Raw genomic sequence first — 22590 nt, forward strand, 5'->3', positions numbered from 1 at the left:
GACTCTGCCGGGTCGCCGCCAGTCGACCCACCCGATATTTTGGCATTGGCGCTGAATATCCCGATGCGCGAATGTCCGTGCGGAGCCCCCGGACGGGCGCTTCGGTCGGGACTGCCGACGACTCCTAGAACGGGACCCTCTCATGGCCGACGATCAGCACTACGACGTCATCATCATCGGTACGGGAGCGGGCGGCGGCACACTCGCCCATCGGCTGGCTCCGACCGGCAAGCGGGTCCTGATCCTGGAACGCGGCGACTACCTGCCCCGGGAGCGGGACAACTGGGAGTCCACCGCCGTCTTCGTCAAGGGCAAGTACCGTGCCCCGGAGTTCTGGTACGACAAGCACGGCAAGGAGTTCCCGCCGGAGGTCAACTACTACGTCGGGGGCAACACCAAGTTCTACGGCGCCGCGCTCTTCCGGCTGCGGCCCGAGGACTTCGGGGAACTGCGCCACCACGACGGCATCTCACCGGCCTGGCCGATCCGCTACGAGGACCTGGAGCCGTACTACACCCAGGCCGAGCACCTCTACCTGGTGCACGGCCGGCACGGCGAGGACCCCACCGCAGGGCCGACCAGCGCGCAGTACGCCTACCCGCCGATCGAGCACGAGGCGCGCATCCAGCAGCTCAGCGACGACCTGGGCAAGGCCGGCCTGCACCCCTTCCACCTGCCCATCGGGGTGAACCTCACCCAGGACGACAACGGCCGGGCCACCCATGACAGCGTCTGCATCCGCTGCGACCGCGTCGACGGCTTCCCCTGCCTGGTGGGAGCGAAGTCCGACGCCCAGGTGATCTGCGTCGACCCGGCGCTGAAGTACGACAACGTCACGATGGTGACCAACGCCAACGTGCGGCGCCTGGAGACCGACCCGACCGGACGCACCGTCACCAAAGTCGTCGCCGAGCTCAGGAACGGAACGACGGAAGGGTTCAGCGCGGACATCGTGGTGGTCGCGGCCGGCGCGGTCAACTCCGCCGTTCTGCTGCTGCGTTCGGCCAACGACAAGCACCCAGGCGGCCTGGCCAACAGCTCCGACGTGGTGGGACGCCACTACATGAGGCACAACAACCTGGCCCTGATGGCGGTCTCGAAGGAACCCAACCCCACCAAGTTCCAGAAGACCTTGGCGCTGAACGACTGGTATCTGGGCGCCGACGACTGGGAGTATCCGCTCGGCGGCATCCAGATGCTCGGCAAGTCCGACGCCGACCAGATCCACGGCGAGGCGCCACGCTGGGCCGGTGCCGTGGCACCCGACATGCCCTTCGAGGTACTGGCGCACCACGCCGTCGACTTCTGGCTGTGCGGGGAGGACCTTCCGCTGCCCGAGAGCCGGGTCACCCTCGACAAGGACGACGCCATCCACCTGGTGCTCGACGAGAAGAACAACATCGCCGGGCTCAAGCGCCTCCAGCACAAGCTGCGGGGAATGCTCGGACACCTGGGCATGCACGAGCACCACCTGCTGGATCACAGCATCTACCTGCACAAGGGCATGCCGATCGGCGCCACCGCGCACCAGGCCGGCACCGTGCGGTTCGGTGACGACCCGCGGAGTTCGGCCCTCGACGTCAACTGCAAGGCCCACGACCTCGACAACCTCTACGTCGTGGACACCAGCTTCTTCCCCAGCATCGGCGCGGTGAACCCGTCCCTGACCGCCATCGCCAACGCCTTGCGGGTGGGCGACCACATCGCCGCCCGGCTGAGCTGACGGGGCCCGTCACTCTGTGAACCGGCCGAACTCAGCTACAGGTTGTCGCCGGGTGCTCTGCCGGCCCCGGTGTCGGCGTCGGTGAGCTCCTCCAACTCACCCATGGTGTCGAGCCGGTAGAGCACGACCAGCGCCGGGCCGACCAGCACGATCGCGATGCCCGTGACGATCACCAGCCAGCGCAGGGTGTGCGGAGCCCCGGCCGCCTCGGACACCGTCAGCGAGGTGGGCAGCAAGTAGGGCCGCTGCGCAAGGCCCCAGGCGCCGACGACCAGGGCGACGCTCGCCACCGAGGTGTAGCGGGACCAGCCGTGGGACCGGCGTAGCAGAAGCAGCACCGTGGCCAGACCGCAGACCGCGGCCAGAATGACCAGCACCAGTCCCCAGCCTCCGGTGAGGCCGTCCCAGACGTACCGGGCCTCGTCGTGGGTGACGGGCAGGGCGATGAGCGCGAGAACCACGACGGCGCCGAAGGCGATCAGCGCCCGCAGGCGGAAGTAGTCGACGAGATCGGGCGCGTCGAACCGCAGGGCATCGGAGCAGAGAAACACCGCCCCCAGAAATGCGGTGGCCGCGATGGCCAGCAGACCCGTGAGGACAGAGGTTCCGTTGGCCCAGGCGTCCGCGGAGGCGGTGGTGCCGACCTCGACCCGACCGGAGGCGATGCCGCCGAGCACCGTCCCGAGGAAGAACGGCGTCACCAGTGACGAGACGGCGAACATCGCGCCGTAGATCCGTTGTTGGGCCAGGCGGCGGGTCGGCTTGCGCAGGGCGAACCCCGCGCCGCGGAGCACCAGGCCGGCGGCGGCGAGCGCGAGCGGCAGCCACATCGCGTCGAACACGGCCTGGAACATCGTCGGGAAACCGGTCCACATGATGACCAGAACGAAGATCAACCAGACGTTGTTGGCCTCCCAGACCGGCGCCATCGCGTGGTCGATGAGCCAGCGGGGCCGCTTGCCGCGCTCCGCGCCGCCGGCCAGCAGGTCCCACAATCCCGCGCCGTAGTCGGTTCCTCCGGCGCAGGCGTAGGCGGCGATCGCGATCACCAGCACCCATGCGATGAATTCGGCCATTACGACGCACCGCCGGGGGTGTGATCGGACCCGCCGGGCGTGGCGCCGGCGGCTGCGCGCTCGGGCTCGCTTCTGGGCCCGTAGGGGGTGTCTGTCTCCGGGGGCTGTTCGGCACGCGCGGCGGCCGAGCCCTCGTCGGCGATGCGCCAGCGGGTGCGCATCTTCAGGACGACCGCGAGGAAGGCACCGAAAACGGCCACGTACACGACCACGACAATGCCGAGCACCGCCCACAGCGATCCGGCGCTCCTGCTGGTCACCGCCTCCGAGACCCTCATGTGGTGGTAGACGATCCAGGGCTGACGGCCGACCTCCGTGGTGATCCAGCCGCACTCCACGGTGACCAGACACGCGACCCCGGCGAGCGCGGCGCAGCGGTAGAACCAGCGACTGTGCGGGTTGTCCCGATGCCTCCACCAGGACCAGGCATACCAGAGCGCCAGCAGGATCAGCACACTGCCGATGGTGGCCATGATGTCGAAGGCCCAGTGCGCGATGGTGGCCTGGACAACGGTGGGGCGGTCGGCGGCCGATACCGACGTCAGCCCGGTCACCTGCGTGCTGGGCTTGAAGCCGGCGAGGATCGAGTCCAACTGGGGGATCTTGATTCCGCCGGAGACCGTGCCGTCGCTGTTCAGCCGTCCGAACACGTACTCCGGTACGTGGGTGTCGGTCTTCCAGACGAACTCCATGGCGGCGAACTTGATCGGCTGCTTGTGGAAGACGGAGCGAGCGGCGGAATCGCCGAGCATGAACTGGACCGGTGTGAGGATCGCGGCGACCGTGAAAGGCACGGTGAAGCCGAGCCGGTGGTAGCGGTCGCGGCGCCCGCGCAGCCAGCCGACCGCGTACACGCCGGCGACCACATACCCGGCGGTCAGCAGCATCGCGACCACGAAGTGCCAGTACTCCGGGCCGAACATCGGTGTGAAGATCGCCTGTTGCACGTCGACGTGGATCGGCTTGCCCTGGGCGTCGAGGCTGAATCCCTGGGGCGTGTTCATCCAGGAGTTGGCCGCGATGATGCCGAACGCCCCCATCAGGGCGGCCAGCGGCAGCGGTACGGCGAGCCAGAAGTGGGTCCAGGGCTTGAGCCGGCGCCAGCCGTACAGGTAGATCGCGATCAGCACGGCCTCGAGAAAGAACGCCCAGGCCTCGACGCCGAACCCGAGGCCGAAGACGTCGCCCCAGCGGCCCATCATTCCGGGCCACAGCAGGCCGAACTCGAAGGACAGCACTGTGCCGGTGATGATGCCGATGGCGAACTGGACGGCCATCACCGCCGACCAGCGCCGGGCGAGCAGGAGGGCGACGGGATCGTTGCGCCGCAGCCCCCGGTGGTGCATCAGCAGTGTGATGAACGGCAGTGCCACTCCGAACGGGACCAGCAGGATGTGCGAGCCCAGGGTGAAAGCCATCAGCTCTCGGGCCGGCAGGAGTTGGGCCGGGGTGCCGTTCGCCAGAAGGACGGCGGTGCTGAGCATGTGCGCCTCGATGGTCTGCCCCGCGCGGGGGCGGCGGGGCTGAGGAGGGACAGGATGTGGAGGGATTGCGGCCGTAGAGGGTCGGCCGGGGCCCTCCTCACGGAGACGGAGACGGAGGCGCCTCGGCCGCCGACGCGTCTGTGTAGGGCATGGTGAAGGCGCGCTCGCGGCGCGAACCGGTGGCGAAGGCCACTGACCAGCTCAGCACCGCTCCCAGCCTGCTGCGGAAGCCGGTGAGGAAGGCCAGGTGGATGAAGAGCCAGGCCAGCCAGCCGGTGAAGCCCGACAGATGCAGGGGGCCGGCCTTGACCACGGCCCGGCCGCGGGCGATATAGGCGGCGCTGCCGAGATCCACGTATTTGAAGGGCCTCGGCTCCTTCGTCCTGCCTTCGACGGCGTGGCGCACCCTCCGGCCCGCGTACGCACCCGACTGCATGGCGACCTCGGCCAGGCCCGGCAGCTTGTTCAGGCTCATCACGTCGCCCGTGACGCGGATCTCCGGGTGACCGGGGACCGTGAGGTCGGGTTCGACCAGGATGCGTCCGGCCCGGTCCTGCTTGGCGCCGGTCGCCCGGGCCAGCGCGGCCGCGATCGGCGGCGCCTCGACACCCGCGGTCCACAGCACGGTGCGTGCGTCGTACCGGGTCGTCCCACCGCCACGGTCTCGTACGGTCAGGCCGTGCGCGTCGATGTCGGTGACCATCGTGCCCAGGTGCAGCTCCACGCCGAGGCTCTGCAGGGTTCGGGCCGCACGGTGGGCGAGCGGCGGGCCGAACGCGCCCAGTACTGCGTCGGATCCCTCGAAGAGCAGCACCCGGGCCTTGGCGGAATCGATCCTCTGGAACTCACGGTCGAGCGTGTGGCCGGCGATCTGCCGGATCTGGCCCGCGAGTTCGACGCCGGTTGGCCCGCCACCGACGAGGGCGAAGGTGAGCCACTGCTGCCGTTCCCGGTCGTCTGCGGCCGTTTCGGCCATCTCGAACGCCCGGTAGATCCGTCGGCGGATATCGAGCGCGTCGTCCAGAGTCTTCATTCCGGGGGCGTGCGCGGCGAACTCGTCGTGCCCGAAGTAGGACTGCCGCATGCCCACCGCGACGATCAGATCGTCATATGGCAGCACGAGGGCTCCGCCCTCGGGTCGCCGGGCGTGGACCATCCGGGCGCCGGCATCCACGTCGGTGGCCTCGGCGAGCACGCAACTCACGTTGTGGTGGCGGCGTAGGACCCCGCGCAGCGGTTGGGCGATCTGCCCCTCGGACAAGATCCCGGAGGCGCACTGGTACAGCAGCGGTTGGAAGAGGTGGTGGGCGCGGCGGTCGACCACGGTCACCGCGACCGGCGACTTCCGCAGGGCGCGGGCGGCGAACAGCCCGGCGAAGCCCCCGCCGAGGATCACCACCCGGCGGGGCGTGATGTGATCCTGCATCGGAGATCAGCCTCCGGTTGCGAAGCCGGGGAAAAGCGTCATTCCGCCGTCGACGTAGAGGGTGGTGCCGACGACGTAGTCGAGCAGGTCGGACGCCATGGCCACGACGGCGTTGGCGATGTCCTCCGGGTCACCCACGCGGCGGTACGGGATCAGACGCAGCAGCTCGGTCTCGGCCTCGGGGGTGGACCAGGCATCGCGGTTGATCGGCGTGCGGATGGCGCCGGGCGCCACCGCGTTGACCCTGATCCGCTTCGGGGCCAGCTCCTGCGCGAGGGTCTGCATCATCATGCCCACACCGCCCTTGGAGGAGGCGTAGTTCACGTGCCCCGACCACGGAACGATCTGGTGGACCGAACTCATACAGATGATCTTTCCCGCCGCCCGGGAGACCTCCTCCACCACGCCGCGCCGGATGAACTCCTTGGCGGCTTCCCGCGCGCACAGAAACTGACCGGTCAGGTTGACGTCGATGACCTTCTGCCACTGGGCGAGCGTCATCTCCGTCAGGGCCGCATCCCGCTGGAGGCCCGCGTTGGCCACCAGGATGTCGATGGTGCCGAACTCCTCGACCATCCGCGCGATCATGGCGGTCACCTGGTCCTCGTCGGACACGTCGGCCTCGTGGGCGTAGGCCCGGACCCCGAAGCCCTCGATCTCCTTCACCACGTTGTCTGCCTCGTGCGCACCGACGACGTAGTTCACCACGACGTCCGCTCCGGCCCGGCCCAGGGCAACGGCGGTCGCCAGGCCGATGCCCGAGTTGGCACCGGTCACCAACGCCTTCTGGCCCTTGAGGAGTTGCGCGGACGTCGTCCCGCGGTTCTCGACCTTTGCTGCCACCACGATCTCTCCTTCGGCGTTTCAGACGGCACGCCCTCGGGGAGCTGGCGACGCGCGTGCGGAAGGCCGGGACTCGGCGGGCCCGCCAGGACGGACACGGGAGCCGCCGCACACCCGCCCCCCAGACGAAAGCACCCCTCTGCGCGGGTGAACCCGACCGGCACGCGGTGCCGCCGTTTTCGGCGGGACATGTCACACGATCAGGCTACGAGCCGCCCCGGACCCTTCCCCGGCCGCCGTCATGCGGGCCGCCGAAGGACATGGGATGAAACCATGAACGATGTCGACCCAATCACTTTCATGACGGCGTGAGTGCTCGTCGGGCGGTGCAACCCTTTCCCGCTCCATTTCATTATCGGCATCATCGGGAGCGGCAATTCTTCAAATGAATGACCGAGTGGCGGTCGATTTCAATAGTGCTACTCTCCAGCTCCGATATTCGTTGCGGTGACAGTGGTGGATGTGAAGGAGGCCGGGGATCGCTGTGCTTCGTCGGCGTGTGCTTCCCAGGGTAAAGCTCTGGAACTGATTGAATCGTAGGCATGCCCAAGAGAGACGTCGCGGACCTGTTCGGTAACCGTTTCCTGACCGCGCCTGCCCCGTCGGAGAAATTCCCTGAGGAGGGGATGACCGCGACGGATGCCATGAGGCTGCTGGATGAGGACCTCGTCATGGAAGGTGACCCGCAGCGCAATCTCGCCACGTTTGTCACCACCTGGATGGAGCCGGAGGCGCAACGCATCATCGCCGAGAACCTCCACCGCAACTTCATCGACCACGCGGAGTACCCCATCTCCGCCGAGATCGAGCAGCGCTGCGTGCGCATGCTCGCCGACCTCTTCCACGCACCGGGCAAGACCACCGGATGTCGGACCCAGGGCTCGTCCGAGGCGATCATGCTCGGTGCGCTGTCGCTGAAGTGGAAGTGGCGGGAACGCCGCCAGGCGGCCGGCCTGTCGGTCGACCGGCCCAATCTGGTTTTCGGCGGTGACGTCCACGTCGTGTGGGAGAAGTTCTGCCGCTACTTCGACGTCGAGCCGCGGATCGTGCCGCTTTCCGAGGACAAGTACACGATCGGCCCGGAGGACGTGCAACCCCACCTCGACGAGAACACGATCGGTGTGGTCGCCGTGGTCGGCACCACATTCACCGGTCACATGGATGATGTTGTCGGGATCGACAAACTCCTGCGGGAGATCCGTAAGGAGCGGGACCTCGACATCCCGATTCACGTCGACGGTGCCAGCGGCGGTTTCGTGTGGCCCTTCCTCTACCCGGATTCGAAATGGGACTTCCGGCTCGAGCAGGTTCGCTCCATCAATGTCTCGGGCCATAAGTACGGCCTGGTCTACCCCGGTGTCGGCTGGCTGGTCTTCCGTGAGGAGTCCGACCTGGCTGAGGACCTCGTGTTCTACGAGAACTATCTGGGAAAAACCGACGCGACGTTCACGCTGAACTTCTCGACCGGCTCGGCGATGGTGCTCGCGCAGTACTACAACTTCGTGAGGCTGGGTCGCCAGGGCTACACCTACGTCATGGAGACGATGCAGAAGAACGCCCGCGCGTTGGCGGACAACCTCCGTAACAGCGGTCGCTTCGAAGTGATTGGCAGCGACCTCGAGCAGTTGCCGCTGGTCGCCTTCCGCCTAGCCGGCAAGCACGCCTATGACGAGTCCGACATCGCCTGGCAGCTCTCGGCCGAGCGCGGCTGGATGGTGCCGGCATACACGCTCCCGCCCAATGCCGAGCGGGTGAAGATCCTGCGCGCCCTGGCCAAGGAGACCCTGAGTCGTGAACAGATCGAGCGTCTGACTCAGGACATCGCCGACGCGTGCAGCACCTTGGACCACAAGGGTGCGACCACCGAGGTCGAGCGGGCTCAGGTCCACCGCAGCACCGGCTTCTGACGCAGCAACCGGCACGTTCGCCGAGGAGCAGCCCGGCTGTCCGAGTCCCGTTCCTTGCCAGGAAAGGGACTCAGTGGCGTGGGGCGCTGCTGCTCCTGATGAGAGCTGATCCTCGGACTCGTCGTCGCCCGGGCGGTCAACGTGCTTGCCTGGCAACGGCGCGGGCGGCCCGGGTCACCCGGACGGCTTTGCGGCGGTGCGTGCCGTACGCAGGTGCAGTGGAGTGGACCTCGACGTAACCGCCCCATGCCCACTGTCGGTCTGGGTACGGGCGTGCTCGGCGGATGTCCTGAAGGCACCCTCATCGGCGTCGAGTCGGGCACAACTGGATTCCAAGATCCCCCTATAGGCGGGGCGCCGGGCTTGTAGACGCGCTTGAAATCCCACGTCACCGAGCGGTGGAAGGAGGACGACCGTCATGACCGACGAGGACATCCTCCTGGGCATCGCCCTGACCGTCGCCCTCGCCACGGGCTCGCAGATCCTGGCGAACAAGCTGCGCGTCCCCGCGCTGATCATCCTGTTGCCGGTCGGCTTCACGGCGGGTGCCCTGACCGACATCATTCACCCCGAGCGACTCATCGGCCCGGACTTCTCCGCGCTGGTCTCGCTGTCCGTCTCCGTGATCCTCTACGACGCGGGCCTCGGTCTGAACCTGCGCAACCTGACCGGCCGTACCCGCGGAACCGTCATGCGACTGCTCGTCATCGGCATCCTGGTCACCTTTTTCGCCGTGGGGGGTATCGGGCCGGCGCTGTTCGACATCCCGCTGCGGGGGGCCGCGATGATCGGCATGATCCTCGTCGTGTCCGGTCCCACAGTGGTCGGCCCTCTGCTCGAATATGTCCGGCCGACGGACAAACTGCGGCGCATCCTGATCTGGGAAGGAACGCTGACCGACCCGATCGGCGGCATCCTCGGAGCCGTCACCTTCCACGCCGTCGCGACCTCTCACCGGATCGACATCGGCCGGGGCTACCAGATCGGACAGTTCCTCATCAGCATGGGCGTCGGCCTCGCGGGCGGCGCGGTGGGCACCGCCGTCCTCTGGCTGATGCTGCACAAGTTGCGACTCGGCGAGACACTCGGCACCCTCGCCCAGTTGGCGACAGTGATCCTCGTTTCCGCGATCTGCGACATCGTCCGCGACGACACCGGTCTCATCGCCGCCATCGTCACCGGACTGGCCATCGCCAACCTCCCGGGGATGGACATTCCGGCTCGCCGGCCCTTCCTCGAAACACTCGTGCAGATGATCATCGGCCTGCTGTTCATCTCCATCTCCTCCGCGGTCACCCCTGCGTCCGTTGTTCCCGTCCTCGTTCCCTCGCTCATCCTGATCGCCGTGCTCGTCCTCCTGGTCCGGCCGCTGATCGCATTCGCCGCGTCCTGGGGTTCCGACCTGACGGTGGGCGAATGGGCCTTCATCGGGTGGATGGCGCCGCGCGGCATCGTCGCGGCCTCAACCGCGTCCGCCTTCTCCGCCACCCTCGTGGCGAAGGGACTGCCCGGCGCGTCCAAGATCCTTCCGATCACCTTTCTCGTGATCGTGGGGACGGTCCTGCTCTACGCGCTGACCGCCGCGCCCGTGGCCCGGAAGCTGGGCGTCGTCCGATCGGCACGGACGCGGCCTCTCCTGGTGGGCGGGGCCCCGTGGGTGATCGACCTGGGGAAGGCTCTGGAGGCTGCCGGGCTCGATGTCCTCATGTGGGCTGGGCTCGACGAGGAACGCGAGCGAATCACCACGGCCGGAATCGCACTCGCTCACGGAGAGATGCTGGCGACCGCGACCAACCCCCGAGCCCGTCTGGAGGGTGTGTCGGCGGTGTTCCTGCTCACCGACGACGACGATTTCAACGCACTCGCCTCCGTCGTCATCAAGGACAATGTGCAAGGGCCCGTCTACCGGGTGGGGCCACCGCGGGACAGCCACGGCGTGGTCGCCCCCTACACCGGCGGCGACATCCTCTTCGGCCGCGCGCTCGTCCGGCACCGCCTGGCGGCCCGCTACGAGCAGGGCGCCCGCTTCCACGTGCAGCCCGGGTCCAGGCCGATCCCTTCGGACTACGACATCTTGTTCGTGGTCCGGGCCGACGGCCAGTTGGTCCCGATCACCGGGTCGCAGACGATCACACCTCAGCCGGGCGACACCGCCGTACTGATGGGCTCCGTATGACCTCCTGGGCCGCACGCTTCCGACTACGGCAGTACGCCAAGGCGAGTCTGTGGATCGTCCCCCTGTTCGGGCTCGTGCTCGGCGTCGCCCTCGCCGAAGCGGCGTCCGCCGTGGACGGAGCCTCCTGGCTGCCGAAGACCTGGGACTACTCCTCGTCGACCGCGAGCAACGTCCTCAGCTCCGTGGTCGGCGCGATGATCGCGCTGCTCGGCTTCGTCGTCACCATCGGGGTCCTCGTCATCCAGCAGGCCACCGGCACCCTCTCACCGCGCTACATGCGGCTCTGGTACCGCGACCGGTTGCAGAAGGCCGTGCTGGCCACCTTCACCGGCACCTTCTCGTTCGCCTACACACTGCTGCGGAGCATCGAGACCAACTCAGTGCCCAACCTCGGTGTGACCCTGGCCGGTATCGCCGTGTCCGTGAGCCTCCTGCTCCTGCTGATCTACCTCAACCGCTTCACCCACAACCTGCGGCCCGTGGCCATCGCCGACATCGTGGGACGCCTGGGCGAACAGGTCCTCGACCACATGGCGGCACATGTACGGAGCACCACGGCGCCCGCCTGGGTGCCACCGGCGGCGGGCTCGGTGACCCGCATCCGGTCGGAACGCGGCGGTGTCATCCAGGCATTCGACGCACCCGGCATGGTCTCGCTCGCGGCGCGGCACGAATGCGTGCTCGTGCTGGCCGTCTCTGTCGGAGACTTCGTGCCGCCCAGCGGCACCGTCGTCGAGATCCACGGCGGTACGTCCACCCCTGCCCCGCGCCACGTGACCGAACTCCTCGCCCTCGGTCCGGAGCGGACGATCGAGCAGGACCCGGCCTTCGCCCTGCGCATCCTGGTCGACATCGCCATCCGCGCCCTCTCGCCCGCGGTCAACGACCCCACCACTGCCGTCCAGGTGCTGAACCACATCGAGGCGTTCCTGCACGCCATCGGACGTGCCGGAACCCGCAGTCAGTACGTGCTCGCCGACGACCGTGGCAGGCCACGCGTCGTGGTGCCCGGCCGGCCCTGGGAGAACTACCTGGAACTCGCCGTCACCGAGATCCGCGACTACGGTGCAACCTCCGTCCAGGTCTGCCGACGGCTCCGGGCCCTCCTCGAAGATCTCCTCTCAACCATGCCGGATGAGTGCGGGCCCGCGCTCCGTGCCGAACTCGGCCTCCTCGACGACGCGGTCGAAAGAGAGTTCGGCGACGCCCCTCGCCACGCCGACGCACGCACGGCCGACCCCCAGGGCATCGGGGGACGGCGCGGTCAGGATGCGCACCCCGACGCCTCACCGCCCGGCCCGTAGGACATCTACAGGGCATTCCCCACCGGCCGCCCACCGAGGGCCCGGAGACCCCGCCCTTACGTCCGTGCCCCTGCCGGTTCGGGTTCACCGCGCCAATGCTCGGGACGAAGATGGTGTCGGCGACGTAGAGCCCTGAGGGCGCCTCGGATCATGGGGCAAGAGCGCGGGCGGGCCGGGACCAGCCGGCTGTGCGGGTCAGAGGATGGCGATGGGGTTGACCGGGGAACCCGTAGCCGCGGGAAGCCGCAGGGGCGCGACGACACAGAGGAACGACCAGCGGCCCGCCTCTTCGCAGAGCGGCACCAGCTCCTCGAACTGCAGGTAGTCCATGAAGTGCAGCCCAAGGGCGTGAATGCCCAGGACGTGCACGGGGAAGTCCACGCCCTCGGTGAGGCTGGGAGCCGTGTCGTTGTTGCCGTCGCTGCCCAAGACGGCGACCCTCCGCTCGGCCAGGAACTCCATCGCAGCCGGGTGCAGGCCGGCGCGGCTGCGCGAGGCGTCCCACGGTCCCGCCTCCTCGCGCCTGCGGCGGTGCCCGACCCGCACAAGGAGGATGTCTCCGGTCTCGACCCGCACGCCCTGGGCAGCCTCGGCGGCTCTGAGGTCATCGGCGGTGACGTGGTCGCCGGGCTCGAGCCACGGCACGCCCCGCAGCCGCGGGATGTCGAGCAGGACGCCACGGCCGACAATTCCGTCGCGAACGAGCTCGACGGACAGAGCGGTGGCGCCCTCCGCCGTCACGGTGCTCGCCGGGACACCGCCGTGCAGCGTGCCGTTGAAGACGACGTGACACAGAGCGTCAAGGTGGCTGTCCGCGTCGCCGTGAACGTTCATGGTGAATCGGTCGGTGGCGAAGTGCAGCCCCCTGTCTGCGGTTTCGGCCTCGGGGCGGCTGGTGAGCCGGTGGCCGGCCGGGTGCGGATTGTCGGGAGCCATGCTGGTTTCGATCGGGGACGACAAGGAGACCGTCAGGCCCGACAGGACCTCGACCGCCGCGGCAACGACCCTCGCCGGTGTGATGGTGGCCAGCGCACCGCGGCCGCCGGCGGAGGGCGGGGATCCGGCGGTGTCCGCCTGCTGCCGCAGACGCGCGTACAGGGCATCGAAAGCGGCCCGGCTCTGTGCGTGGCCGGCAGGGTTCGGCGCGCCCGGACCCGGCTGCCCGTGCTCCGGCTCAGCCACGTTGCCACTGTCGGTCAATGGCCTCGTCCAGGGTCGATGCCGCCATGATGAGCGACAGGTGGGTGAACGCCTGCGGGAAGTTGCCGAGTTGCTCGCCGCTCGGGCCGATCTCCTCGGCGAACAGGCCGACATGGTTGGCGTAGGTGTGCATCTTCTCGAAGGTGTAGCGGGCCGGACGGAGCCGCCCGGCCCGGGCCAGGGCGTCGACGTAGAGGTACGTGCAGAGGCTGAAGGTGCCCTCCGAGCCGCGCAGTCCGTCCGGGGAGGCGGCCGGGTCGTACCGGTACACGAGGCTGTCCGAGACGAGCTTGCGCTCCATGGCATCCAGGGTGGACAGCCAGCCGGGGCTCTTCGCGGCGAGGAAGCCCACCCGGGGGATCAGCATGAGGGAGGCGTCCAGGACGTCTCCTCCGTAGTGCTGCACCAGGGCCTGCTCGGCCTGGCTCCAGCCCTTGTCCATCACCTGTTCGAGGATGCTGTCACGGGCGTTGCGCCAGCGCGGAATGTCGGCGGGTCGGCTCAGGTCGGTCGCCAGGCGGAGTCCCCGGTCGAAGGCGACCCAGCACATCACCCGGCTGAACGTGAAGTCGTTGCGGCCTCCGCGCGTCTCCCAGACCCCCTCGTCCGGACGATCCCAGTTGTCGGAAAGCCAGTCCAGCGTCCGGGCAAGCCCCTTCCAGCCGTTGTATCCCAGCTCCTCGCTGACATCCATGCCCTCGGCCATCGCGTAGAGGGCCTCCCCGTAGATGTCGAGCTGTAGCTGGTCGGCAGCGGCGTTCCCGGCACGAACCGGGTACGAGCCGCGGTAGCCCTCCCAGTGGTCGAGGATCTCCTCGCTCAGGTGCGGGTCCCCGTCGACCCGGTACATGATCTGTAGGCGCTCACCGGGCAGATCCGCCCGGTCGCGCATCCGCTCGCCCAGCCACTTGGTAAACGCCGATGCCTCCTCGGCGAACCCGAGGTCGAGCAGGGCCCTCACCGAGAGCGCCCCGTCCCTCACCCACGAATACCGGTAGTCCCAGTTGCGCTCACCGCCGACCTGCTCCGGCAGACCCATGGTGGCGGCGGCGACCGGCGCACCGGTCGGGTGGTAGGTCAGGAGTTTGAGCGTGATGGCAGAGCGGTTCACCATTTCGGCCCAGCGTCCCCGGTAGTGGGAGGTGTGCAGCCACTTCTGCCAGAAGTCCACCTCACGCCACAGACTCGAAGTCACGCCCTCGACCGTGAGCGGAGGCGGCGCCTCACCGTCCACGTCGCATGTGGTGAACACGGTGAAGGCCGACTCGCCGACTCCGAGAGTGACCGCCCCCTTTACGTCCTGGCCATCGCGTTCCACCGGAAAGCTGGCCTGCAGATGACCCGCGATAGCGGGACCCCGGAACGCTGCTCCCTGCGGCCGCAGGTCGAGCTCGTGCTCGGCCCGGCCGTAGTCGAACCGCGGCCTGCACTCCAGAACGAATCGCACGGTGCCGCGCACCACGCGAATCACCCGCATCAGGCTGTGGCGGTCGCTGGGGACGCGCCTGGTGTTCGCCGGCATCCAGTCGATGACCTCGCCGACGCCCTCCGGCGACATGAACCTCGTGACCAGCACGCCGGTGTCCGGGTAGTAGAGCTGTTTGCACGATACGTTCGAGTGCTCCGGCGCAAGCCGGAAATACCCGCCGCGGTCGTGATCGAGCAGCGAGGCGAAGACACTCGGCGAGTCGAACCGCGGCGAGCAGAACCAGTTCACCACGCCCTCGGAGGACACCAGGGCGGCGGTCTGCAGGTCGCCCACCAGACCGTGGTTGGCGATGGGTGGATAGCGGTCCATGAGTGTCCAATCCGGGAGGTGGCGGCGCGATCCACTATCTGACAGGTCATATGCGGCCGCCTCTCGGAACCTCGGACGGCCCAATCGGATCGAAAACCAGTGGTTCTTGGTACAGGCGGTCAGTCCGCCAGAGCAGCCGGGCGGACGGCCTGCGGCCCGAAGCGTCGGCGGGCGCGGTCCGCGGCGGCTTCGGCCGCGCGGGCGCGGGCGTCGCCGGGGTCCAGGGAGAGCTGGCGGTAGGCGCTGTCGGCCGGCAGCAGGTCGTCGGCACGGATCACGAAGGCGCGTACTCTCGCTCGCTGCAGCCCCAGGGATGTCAGCAGGCCGAGGGCGGCCGCGGCGAGGGCGGGTGAGTGGCTGGTGGATTCCGGCAGGGTGCGGGTACGTGTGGTGGAGCTGCGGTCGGCGTACCGCACCGTGAGGGTGAGCCGGCCGGCGACCTGGCTCTCCCCGCGCAGGCGCCCACCGATCTGGTCGGCGAGTCCCAGGACTGCCCGGTGATGCTGCGCGGGGTCGAGGCAGTCCCGCTCCAGCACGCGGTCGGCGATCAGGTGCGCTGCCGGTTCCGAGGGGATGACCGGGCGGGGATCATTGCCTCGGGCGCGCTCGGCCAGCAGTTGGGCCGAGCCGGCTCCGAGGAGCCGCTGCAGGGTCGCTGCGGGTATGTCGACGACCTGGCCGATGGTGTGCAGTCCATATCTGTTGAGGGTTTCCGCCGTGGCGCGGCCGATCCCCGGCAGCGCGGTGACCGGGCGGGGGTACAGCCAGTCGGCGGCCTGCCCGGCGCGGACCCAGGTGGTGTCTCCGGGCGCGGACGCGTCGGCCGCCATGGCCGCCAGCATGCGGTTGCCCGCGAGCCCGGCGCTGCAGTCGATGTCGTAGAGGAGCTTCAGCCGCATCATCGTCGTCTGGACCATGTCGTAGGGAGAGAGGTCGAAGTACCGGAGCGCCGAAGTCAGGTCGAGCTGGACGGCGCCCGGCGGGACGGCCTGGACGTGAGGCGTGATACCGGACATCAGTTCGATCACATCGTCGAACTGATCCTCGCTCAGCGCCGCGTGCAGATGGAGATGGGCGATGTGCCGCTGACGTGTGCTCATCCCACTCATCCCGCTCATCCCGCGCTCCCTGGACTTCGGTGGCCGAACTTCTTCAGGTCGGCGGAACGGGTGCCGGCGGGCTGGAGGTCGGCGTACGGATGCAGCTTTGCGCCCGCGGTGCCGTCGACCAGGGTGCGCTGCGGCTGGGCGGGAGTCGGATGCGGACGGCTCTCGCCGAGGAGGGCGAGCGCGGCCTCGGGGCCGTTGTCCCGGCGGGCGGCGGCGATCTCGTCCAGGTCCCAGGCCATGGAGCCCACGACGGTACGGCGGGTGCCGCGCACCTGGACCGTGCCGCGCACCAGCAGCAGCCCGCTGTGGAACACGGTGTGCGCGCAGGCCGGGTGGGAGTCCTCGAAGAAGGCAAGGTCGACCAGACCGGACCCGTCCTCCAGGGTGACGAAGATGATCCGCTTGCCGCTCGCGATCGGTGGGGTCTGAGTCGAGGCGCGCACCCCGGCCACCAGTACCTGCTGGCCGGCACGCATCCCGGCCAGATGCGCCGCGTCGGTCGCACCGATCTCCCGCAGCAGCCGGTGATGGTGCTCCATCAGATGCTTGGAGACATCGATGCCAAGGGTGCTCAACTCAGCACTGAGCGCCTCCCGTCCGGTCATCTCCGGCAGCCCGCTCGGCTCCGCCCCGCCGACCGCGCCCGCGACGATGGGCAGTTGGCCCTCGTGCGCGAACCGGTTCCGGGACTGGCGATGGAGTTCAGCGATCTGCAGCAGCAGGTCGCGTCGCGTGAGCCGGCCGTCGTGGAGGCAGTTCAGCGCGCCGATTTCCGCCAGACGTTCAGCGACCGGCCGGCTGGGACGGGCCCGCTGCCAGAAGTCCGACAGTGATCCGTACGGCTGGCTCTCCTCGATCCGCGCGCACTCGTCCTCGCTGATGCCGTGCACCGCGGAGAGGGCGAGCCGCACACCCCACTGCTCTCCCTCAGCCTTCTCCACGGTGTGTTTCACCTTGGATCGGTTGATGTCGACGGGCAGGACCTGTACGCCGCCTCGGCGGGCGTCGGCGACGAGCACACGCTTGGGCCACATCCCGGGGTCGTGTTCGAGCAGCCCCGCCAGCAGGAACGCCGGGTAGTGCGCCTTGAGCCAGGCGCTCTGGAGAGCCGGTACGGCGAAGGCGACCGCGTGGGCGCGGCAGAAGCCGTACGCCCCGAAGGCCTCGATGGTCTTCCACACCTCGTCCCGCACGGCCGCGCTGTAGCCACGCGCGCGTGCCCGCTCGTGGAACCAGTCCTTGACCCTGGGCAGTTGCTCCTTGTCGCCGAGGGCTCGCCGGGTGATCTCCGCGAAGGCCCGGTCGCAGCCGGTCAGCACATGCAGCGTCTCGATGATCTGCTCGTGCCAGATGGTCACGCCGTAGGTGTCGGCGAGCACCGGCTCCAGGTCGGGATGGGCGTACGACGGCCTGCCGCCGTGGCGGGCGGCGATGTACCGCTCGGGCATGCCGCCGGCGACTGGCCCGGGTCGGAAGAGACTGATGTCGGCGATGACGTCCTGCGGGTCGCGCGGCTGCAACCGGGAGAGCAGATCCTGCTGGCCGGGCGACTCCAACTGGAACAGCCCCAGGGTCCGGCTCTCCTGGATGAGCTTGAACGCGAAGACGTCGTCGAGCGGCACCTGCTCGGGGTTGTCGAGGTCGATGTGGTTGCCGGTGGTGCGTTCGATCTCGGTGACGGCGTGGGCCATCGCGGACTGCATCCGCACGCCCAGTACGTCGAGTTTGATGTTGCCGAGCGCCTCGATCTCCTCCTTCGCGGCCATGGCCATGGGGTAGTCGCCCTGCGGGGTGGGCTGCACCGGCAGACGGTCCAGGAGGGTGGCGTCGCTGATGACCACGCCGCAGGGGTGCATGGCCATGCCGTGGACCAGGGAGTCGAGGCCCTCGGCAAGCTCCCACAAGGGCCCGTACCGGCCGGCCTCGCCCGCCAGTTGCCGCAGTTCGGGCAGTTCGGCGAGCGCACCGGTGATGTCGGCGGCCCTCAGGTGCGGGAAGCTCTTGGCGATCCGGTCGACCTCCGCGGGCGCGATCCCCAGCGCGAGACCGGTGTCCCGCAGCGCCCGGCGCGCCCGGTAGGTCTCGGGCATGGCGGTGACCGCCACCCGCTCCTTGCCGAACCGTTCGAAGATCGTGTCGTAGCACTCCAGCCGCCGAGCGGACTCCACGTCGATGTCGATGTCGGGCAGCGAGGCCCGGCGCACGCTGAGGAAGCGTTCGAACAGCAGGCGATGGTCGAGCGGGTTGGCGGTGGCGATACCCAGCGCATGGCAGACCATCGAACCGGCACCCGAGCCCCGGGCCGCGACCCGGATGCCCTTGGCCCGGATGTCGGCGACGACCTGGCCGACGGCGAGGAAGTACGAGTCGTAGTTCAGCTCGGAGATCACCTTGAGCTCTTCGTCCAGCCGGTCGAGCGCCGCCCGGTCACGGTCCAGGCCGCGCCGGGCCAGCCCCTCCTCGCACTGCCGGCGCAGCAGTTGTGCGGCCCCGCGCGCTCCGGGGTCGGCGCCGAAGAGTGCCGGTTCCGGGAAGTGGCGGGCGCCGAGCCCGAGGTCCGCCGCGGGATCGACGGTGCACGCGGCCGCCGTGGCGACGGTGTCCGCCATCAGGCGCCGGGCCCGCCGGACGTCCGCTCCGGCGCACTCGGCGACCATCCGCGCGACGACCGCCATCCCCCGCTCGCCCTTGAGCCAGCGCTGCCCGCTGTCCAGGCGGCGCCGGTCGATGGGGCGCAGCAGCCGTGCGGCGTCCAGCACGTCGGCGAGCCGGTGCTGGTTCGGGTCGGCGTAACGGACGGCGTTGGAGAGCACGGCGGGGATGCGGGTGCGGTCGGCCAGCGCGAGGGTGCGGGCGGCCAGGCGCAGGGATCCCGGATCGGTGCCAAAACGTTTCTGCGCAACGATCTCCAGCCGGACTCCCCTCCCGAAGACCTCCCGCCACGGCGCCAGCAGCTTCACCGCGACGTCCTCCCGCCCCACCGACAGCGCCCGCACCGGCTCCGAGAGCGGCCCGAGCAGCACCGTCAGCCCAGGGCCGCCGTACTCGCGCAGCGCCTCCCACGGCACCACCGGCGGCGTGCCGGACAGGGCGCCGACATGGGCGGCCGAGGTAATGCGGCACAGCCGCGCCCATCCCGCCCTGTCCTGCGCTAGCAGCACGAACCGCAGTGGCGGTTCGACGACATGTGCGCCACCGCGCACCGGAGTGCGGCGTCGCTGGGTGGGCGGCGGGGGCGCAAGGGCTTCCACCGCCAGGTCGACGCCGAAGAGCGGCCGGACCCCTTCCTTCGCGCAGGCCTGCGCGAACCGGACGGCACCGGTGACCGTGTCCCGGTCGGTGAGCGCGAGCGCGGACATGCCCCGCTCGGCCGCCCGCCGGGCGAGCTGCTCGGGATGGGAGGCGCCGTAGCGGGCGGAGTAACCGGACGCGACGTGCACGTGGGCGAAACCCTCCATGCCGCACCTCCATCACTCCACCCCTTTTCGGCCATACGCCCGATATGTTCATCGTACGCTCGTTCGATTACTCTAACCCCATCAGCCCCGGTCAGCGACCTGCATTCGAACTACATTCGAACGCGTAATCGATTCACCGGTGGGTTGAGTGATGGCCGGAACGGATGCCGCCTCGTCATCTCCTCGGCCGGGGAGGGCAGTTGGGGGCAGCCGACGCCGCGGTACGCCTCGCACCGCAGTCATTCAGCGACTCAAGGCGGACGGGTAGGTGACGGTATGTCGTTCGAACACGACTTTCCGTAACGGGGGCGAGTCTCGGACCGGTCGTGTCGGTCGGGGCCTACGGCGGTGTCGGATCGGCCGGCTGCCTGCTGACGCGGATCGCCTTCGGCGGGAAAACTGTGCAGGACCCCTGCCGGGCAACCGGATCTGCCCCTTCGAATCCATGCGCAGTGCGCACGGCGAATCCATGCGCAGGGCCGCACGGAGCCTCCGCCAACTTGAAGGCGCAGGTCATGGTGATGTCAGGGCGTAACGGGGAGGCTAGCGAGGTGCCGCGAGTACGTCCTGGAGTACGTTCGCGAGCGTGATGCGGGCCAGCTCGTGTCTCACGGTCTCCTCGATGCCCTCGTAGATGCTCTGCATTGCCGGCTGGATGCCGTGACCCACCACGCATTCCTGGTCCGGGGTGGTGCGGTGCATTGCGAACAGCGGGCCGGGTTCCACTGCCTCGTACACGTCGAGCAGGGTCATCGACTCCAGCTCGCGTGCCAGCGACCAGCCCGCGCCCACGCCCCGCCGGGACTCCACGAGCCCGGCCCTGCGCAGCTCGCCGAGCAGCCGTCTGATCACCACGGGGTTGGTGTTCGCGCTGGTCGCGATCTGCTCGGAGGTGGCGACCTCATGGCCCTGGCGCTGGTAGAGGCCGATCCAGGCCAGCGCGTGGGCGGCGATGGTCAGCCTGCTGTTGGCGCTCATGGACTCCTCCTCTCGGTCGCAACGCTTCATGTTACGACAGTGCAGTCGTAACAGTTAAGGTTGCAACAGGCTGTCGTAACAATTAGCGTTACGACAGTCATGAAGGGTCAATCAACGAGGTGAGAAGAATGAGCAAGCCACTCATGGGCAAGGTCGCCCTGGTCACCGGGGGGTCGCGCGGACTGGGAGCCGCGACCGTACGGCTGCTGGCCGAGCAGGGCGCCGACGTCGCCTTTACCTACGTCAGCTCCGAGAAGCAGGCGCAGGCCGTCGTCGACGAGGTGCACGGCAAGGGAGCCAAGGCCGTCGCCTTCCAGTTCGACCAGGCGGACGCGAGCCGGGCGCCGGCGCTGATCGACGACGTGGTCGCGCACTTCGGCGGCCTGGACATCCTCGTCAACAACGCGGCGATCTCGGTGGAGCAGGGCCGCACGGTGGACGACCCCGACGCCGACACCGCCGCACTGGACCGGATGCACGCCACCAACTACCTCGGCGTGATCGCCGTCATCCGGGCCGCCTCCCGAGTGCTGCGCACGGGCGGCCGCATCATCACGGTGAGTTCCGGACTGGGCTCCCGGGTCGGCGCCCCCGGCCTTGCCGACTACTCGGCGACCAAGTCCGGGATCGAGAGGTACACCATGGGCGTCGCACGCGACCTCGGGCCCCGGAACATCACGGCCAACGTCGTGGAGGCCGGACTGATGGAGGGCGGCATGCAACCGCCGGACCCCGAGACCCTCAAGGCCCTGGTCAGCTCGCTGTCCCTGCAGCGCGTGGGTCACCCCGACGAAATCGCCGCGGCGATCGCCTTCCTGGCGAGCCCCGCCGCGTCGTACGTCACGGGCGCGGTGCTGGACGCCCACGGCGGCTACAACGCCTGAACCCGAACCCCTGCCGCGCGGCCCGAAGGACATCGCGCCTTCGGGGCGCGCACCGCCGACGACCCGCGACAAGGCGTACGACTCGAAGGCTGTGCGCGGTGAGCTGCGACGCCGCTGCATCCAGGCGCTGATCTCCCGCAAGGGCTCCCCGAACGAAGTTCGGGCCGCGCGCGGTGATGTCGGGGTCGCTCGCCGAGTGGTCCTTGTCCCCGTAGTCCCTCCCATCCACGGGTCAGTTGGCCCACGGCGGCGTGATGATCGTGCCGTCGGCCAGTTCCGCGGTCAGGCCGATGGACGTGGTGACCCAGGTGACGGCGGTCCGCTCGGTCGGGTTCTCGACGGTCAGGGTCGCCCCGGGGTTGATGATCAGGGTGTCGCCCGCGGTGATCCGGTCGGTACGGTCGTCGAGCGTGACCAGCAGTTCGCCGTCGAGGAGGTGCAGGATCTCCTCGCGGTTCACGGTGTGCGCGGGCGCCCTGGTCCCCGCCGGGATCTCACCGCGCCAGGCGCACAGTTCCTTGCTGCCGGTCAGGGGGGTGGCGTACGAGACGAAACGGGCGCCGTGGATCTCGTGGGTGACGGCTTCGGACGCTCGGATCACTGGCATGGGTGTCTCCTGTGGAAGATGGTCAAGCTGCTTGACTGTATGGGTCTATGGTCAAGCTGCTTGACCGATCCGTCAAGGGTGTTTCAATGCCTGCGTGCAGAACTCCGAAGCCATGGCCCTGTCCGCCGCCCTGCTCGCCGTCGCCGGTGAGCTCACGCAGCGCATCAATGACGGTGTGGTCGCCCGGGGTTTCGAGGGGGTCAGGCCCGCGCACGGTTTCGCCTTCGCCCGGCTCGCCCCGGCCGGGGCCACCGCCACCGACCTCGCCGTCCATCTCGGCGTGACCAAGCAGGCCGCGAGTCAGCTCGTCGACGAGATCGTGCGCAAGGGGTACGCCGAACGCCGGCCGCACCCCGACGACGCGCGGGCCCGCCTGGTCGTGCTGACCGAGCGGGGGTGGGCCTGCACCCGTGCCGCCGAGGAGGCGGCCGCCGATGCCGTCCGGGCCTGGGTCGACGTGCTGGGGGAGGCGCAAGTGCGGGCGCTGCTGGGGCAATTGGCGCACATCGCGCCCAATGGCCCTATCAGGCCTGCCTGGTGACGGTTCATCAGTAGATGTAGTGCACCTCTGACTATCACTGGAAGTTTTTACTGACGCGTAACTTCACACGTCTGCT

16 protein-coding genes are annotated in these 22590 nt (G+C 69.0%); 6 read left to right on the forward strand and 10 right to left on the reverse strand.

Annotation, left to right across the window (positions count from 1 at the left end; all coding sequences use genetic code 11):
- The first annotated feature begins 142 nt into the window (after nucleotides 1-142).
- Nucleotides 143-1723, forward strand: a complete 1581-nt coding sequence (locus ACZ69Q_RS38735; RefSeq protein WP_471051682.1) for a GMC oxidoreductase — start codon at nucleotides 143-145, stop codon at nucleotides 1721-1723.
- 35 nt (nucleotides 1724-1758) lie between these two features.
- On the opposite strand, the gene ACZ69Q_RS38740 is transcribed toward ACZ69Q_RS38735, so the two are convergent.
- The 4 genes from ACZ69Q_RS38740 to ACZ69Q_RS38755 form a co-directional block, all read right to left on the reverse strand.
- Nucleotides 1759-2799, reverse strand: a complete 1041-nt coding sequence (locus tag ACZ69Q_RS38740) for a cytochrome d ubiquinol oxidase subunit II (protein WP_471051684.1) — start codon at nucleotides 2797-2799, stop codon at nucleotides 1759-1761.
- Complete coding sequence (locus ACZ69Q_RS38745; RefSeq protein WP_471051687.1) at nucleotides 2799-4283, reverse strand: cytochrome ubiquinol oxidase subunit I; 1485 nt, start codon at nucleotides 4281-4283, stop codon at nucleotides 2799-2801. Before ACZ69Q_RS38745 ends, ACZ69Q_RS38740 begins: the two co-directional genes overlap by 1 nt.
- Nucleotides 4284-4380: 97 nt before the next feature.
- Nucleotides 4381-5709, reverse strand: coding sequence for an NAD(P)/FAD-dependent oxidoreductase (locus tag ACZ69Q_RS38750; protein WP_471051690.1), 1329 nt, complete (start codon nucleotides 5707-5709; stop codon nucleotides 4381-4383).
- A 6-nt stretch (nucleotides 5710-5715) separates the two neighbouring features.
- The gene (locus ACZ69Q_RS38755; protein WP_471052086.1) at nucleotides 5716-6552 is read right to left on the reverse strand and encodes an SDR family oxidoreductase; all 837 of its coding nucleotides are present in this window, start codon (nucleotides 6550-6552) and stop codon (nucleotides 5716-5718) included.
- Nucleotides 6553-7094: 542 nt separating this feature from the next.
- On the opposite strand from ACZ69Q_RS38755, the gene ACZ69Q_RS38760 reads away from it, so the two are divergent.
- From ACZ69Q_RS38760 to ACZ69Q_RS38770, 3 genes are all read left to right on the forward strand, one after another.
- Complete coding sequence (locus ACZ69Q_RS38760; protein ID WP_471051693.1) at nucleotides 7095-8459, forward strand: glutamate decarboxylase; 1365 nt, start codon at nucleotides 7095-7097, stop codon at nucleotides 8457-8459.
- Nucleotides 8460-8877: 418 nt separating this feature from the next.
- Nucleotides 8878-10635 carry a cation:proton antiporter gene (locus tag ACZ69Q_RS38765; RefSeq protein ID WP_471051696.1) on the forward strand — a complete coding sequence of 586 codons (1758 nt, stop codon included), beginning with the start codon at nucleotides 8878-8880 and terminating at the stop codon, nucleotides 10633-10635.
- A complete protein-coding gene (locus tag ACZ69Q_RS38770) occupies nucleotides 10632-11939 on the forward strand; it encodes a DUF2254 domain-containing protein (protein ID WP_471051699.1) in 1308 nt (435 codons plus the stop codon). Before ACZ69Q_RS38765 ends, ACZ69Q_RS38770 begins: the two co-directional genes overlap by 4 nt.
- 195 nt (nucleotides 11940-12134) lie before the next feature.
- Here the strand turns inward: ACZ69Q_RS38770 and ACZ69Q_RS38775 are convergent, their stop codons facing one another.
- From ACZ69Q_RS38775 to ACZ69Q_RS38795, 5 genes are all read right to left on the reverse strand, one after another.
- Nucleotides 12135-13121 carry a cyclase family protein gene (locus tag ACZ69Q_RS38775; RefSeq protein WP_471051702.1) on the reverse strand — a complete coding sequence of 329 codons (987 nt, stop codon included), beginning with the start codon at nucleotides 13119-13121 and terminating at the stop codon, nucleotides 12135-12137.
- Nucleotides 13114-14937 carry a glycoside hydrolase family 15 protein gene (locus ACZ69Q_RS38780; RefSeq protein ID WP_471051704.1) on the reverse strand — a complete coding sequence of 608 codons (1824 nt, stop codon included), beginning with the start codon at nucleotides 14935-14937 and terminating at the stop codon, nucleotides 13114-13116. Before ACZ69Q_RS38780 ends, ACZ69Q_RS38775 begins: the two co-directional genes overlap by 8 nt.
- A 119-nt stretch (nucleotides 14938-15056) precedes the next feature.
- Nucleotides 15057-16037 carry a DNA polymerase Y family protein gene (locus tag ACZ69Q_RS38785; RefSeq protein ID WP_471051707.1) on the reverse strand — a complete coding sequence of 327 codons (981 nt, stop codon included), beginning with the start codon at nucleotides 16035-16037 and terminating at the stop codon, nucleotides 15057-15059.
- A gap of 14 nt (nucleotides 16038-16051) precedes the next feature.
- The gene (locus ACZ69Q_RS38790) at nucleotides 16052-19504 is read right to left on the reverse strand and encodes a DNA polymerase III subunit alpha (protein WP_471051710.1); all 3453 of its coding nucleotides are present in this window, start codon (nucleotides 19502-19504) and stop codon (nucleotides 16052-16054) included.
- Between the two features lie 543 nt (nucleotides 19505-20047).
- Nucleotides 20048-20482: an Rrf2 family transcriptional regulator gene (locus tag ACZ69Q_RS38795; RefSeq protein ID WP_471051713.1), complete on the reverse strand. Its 435-nt coding sequence runs from the start codon at nucleotides 20480-20482 to the stop codon at nucleotides 20048-20050.
- Nucleotides 20483-20610: 128 nt separating this feature from the next.
- Here ACZ69Q_RS38795 and ACZ69Q_RS38800 point away from each other — a divergent pair, with 128 nt between their 5' ends.
- Nucleotides 20611-21366 carry an SDR family NAD(P)-dependent oxidoreductase gene (locus ACZ69Q_RS38800; RefSeq protein WP_471051716.1) on the forward strand — a complete coding sequence of 252 codons (756 nt, stop codon included), beginning with the start codon at nucleotides 20611-20613 and terminating at the stop codon, nucleotides 21364-21366.
- A 232-nt stretch (nucleotides 21367-21598) separates the two neighbouring features.
- Here the strand turns inward: ACZ69Q_RS38800 and ACZ69Q_RS38805 are convergent, their stop codons facing one another.
- Nucleotides 21599-21973 carry a cupin domain-containing protein gene (locus ACZ69Q_RS38805; protein WP_471051719.1) on the reverse strand — a complete coding sequence of 125 codons (375 nt, stop codon included), beginning with the start codon at nucleotides 21971-21973 and terminating at the stop codon, nucleotides 21599-21601.
- Between the two features lie 94 nt (nucleotides 21974-22067).
- Between ACZ69Q_RS38805 and ACZ69Q_RS38810 the strand changes: the two genes are divergently transcribed.
- Nucleotides 22068-22514, forward strand: coding sequence for a MarR family winged helix-turn-helix transcriptional regulator (locus ACZ69Q_RS38810; RefSeq protein ID WP_471051722.1), 447 nt, complete (start codon nucleotides 22068-22070; stop codon nucleotides 22512-22514).
- Nucleotides 22515-22590 lie beyond the last annotated feature (76 nt).

It is taken from the genome of Streptomyces sp. NPDC036764 (assembly GCF_055609385.1).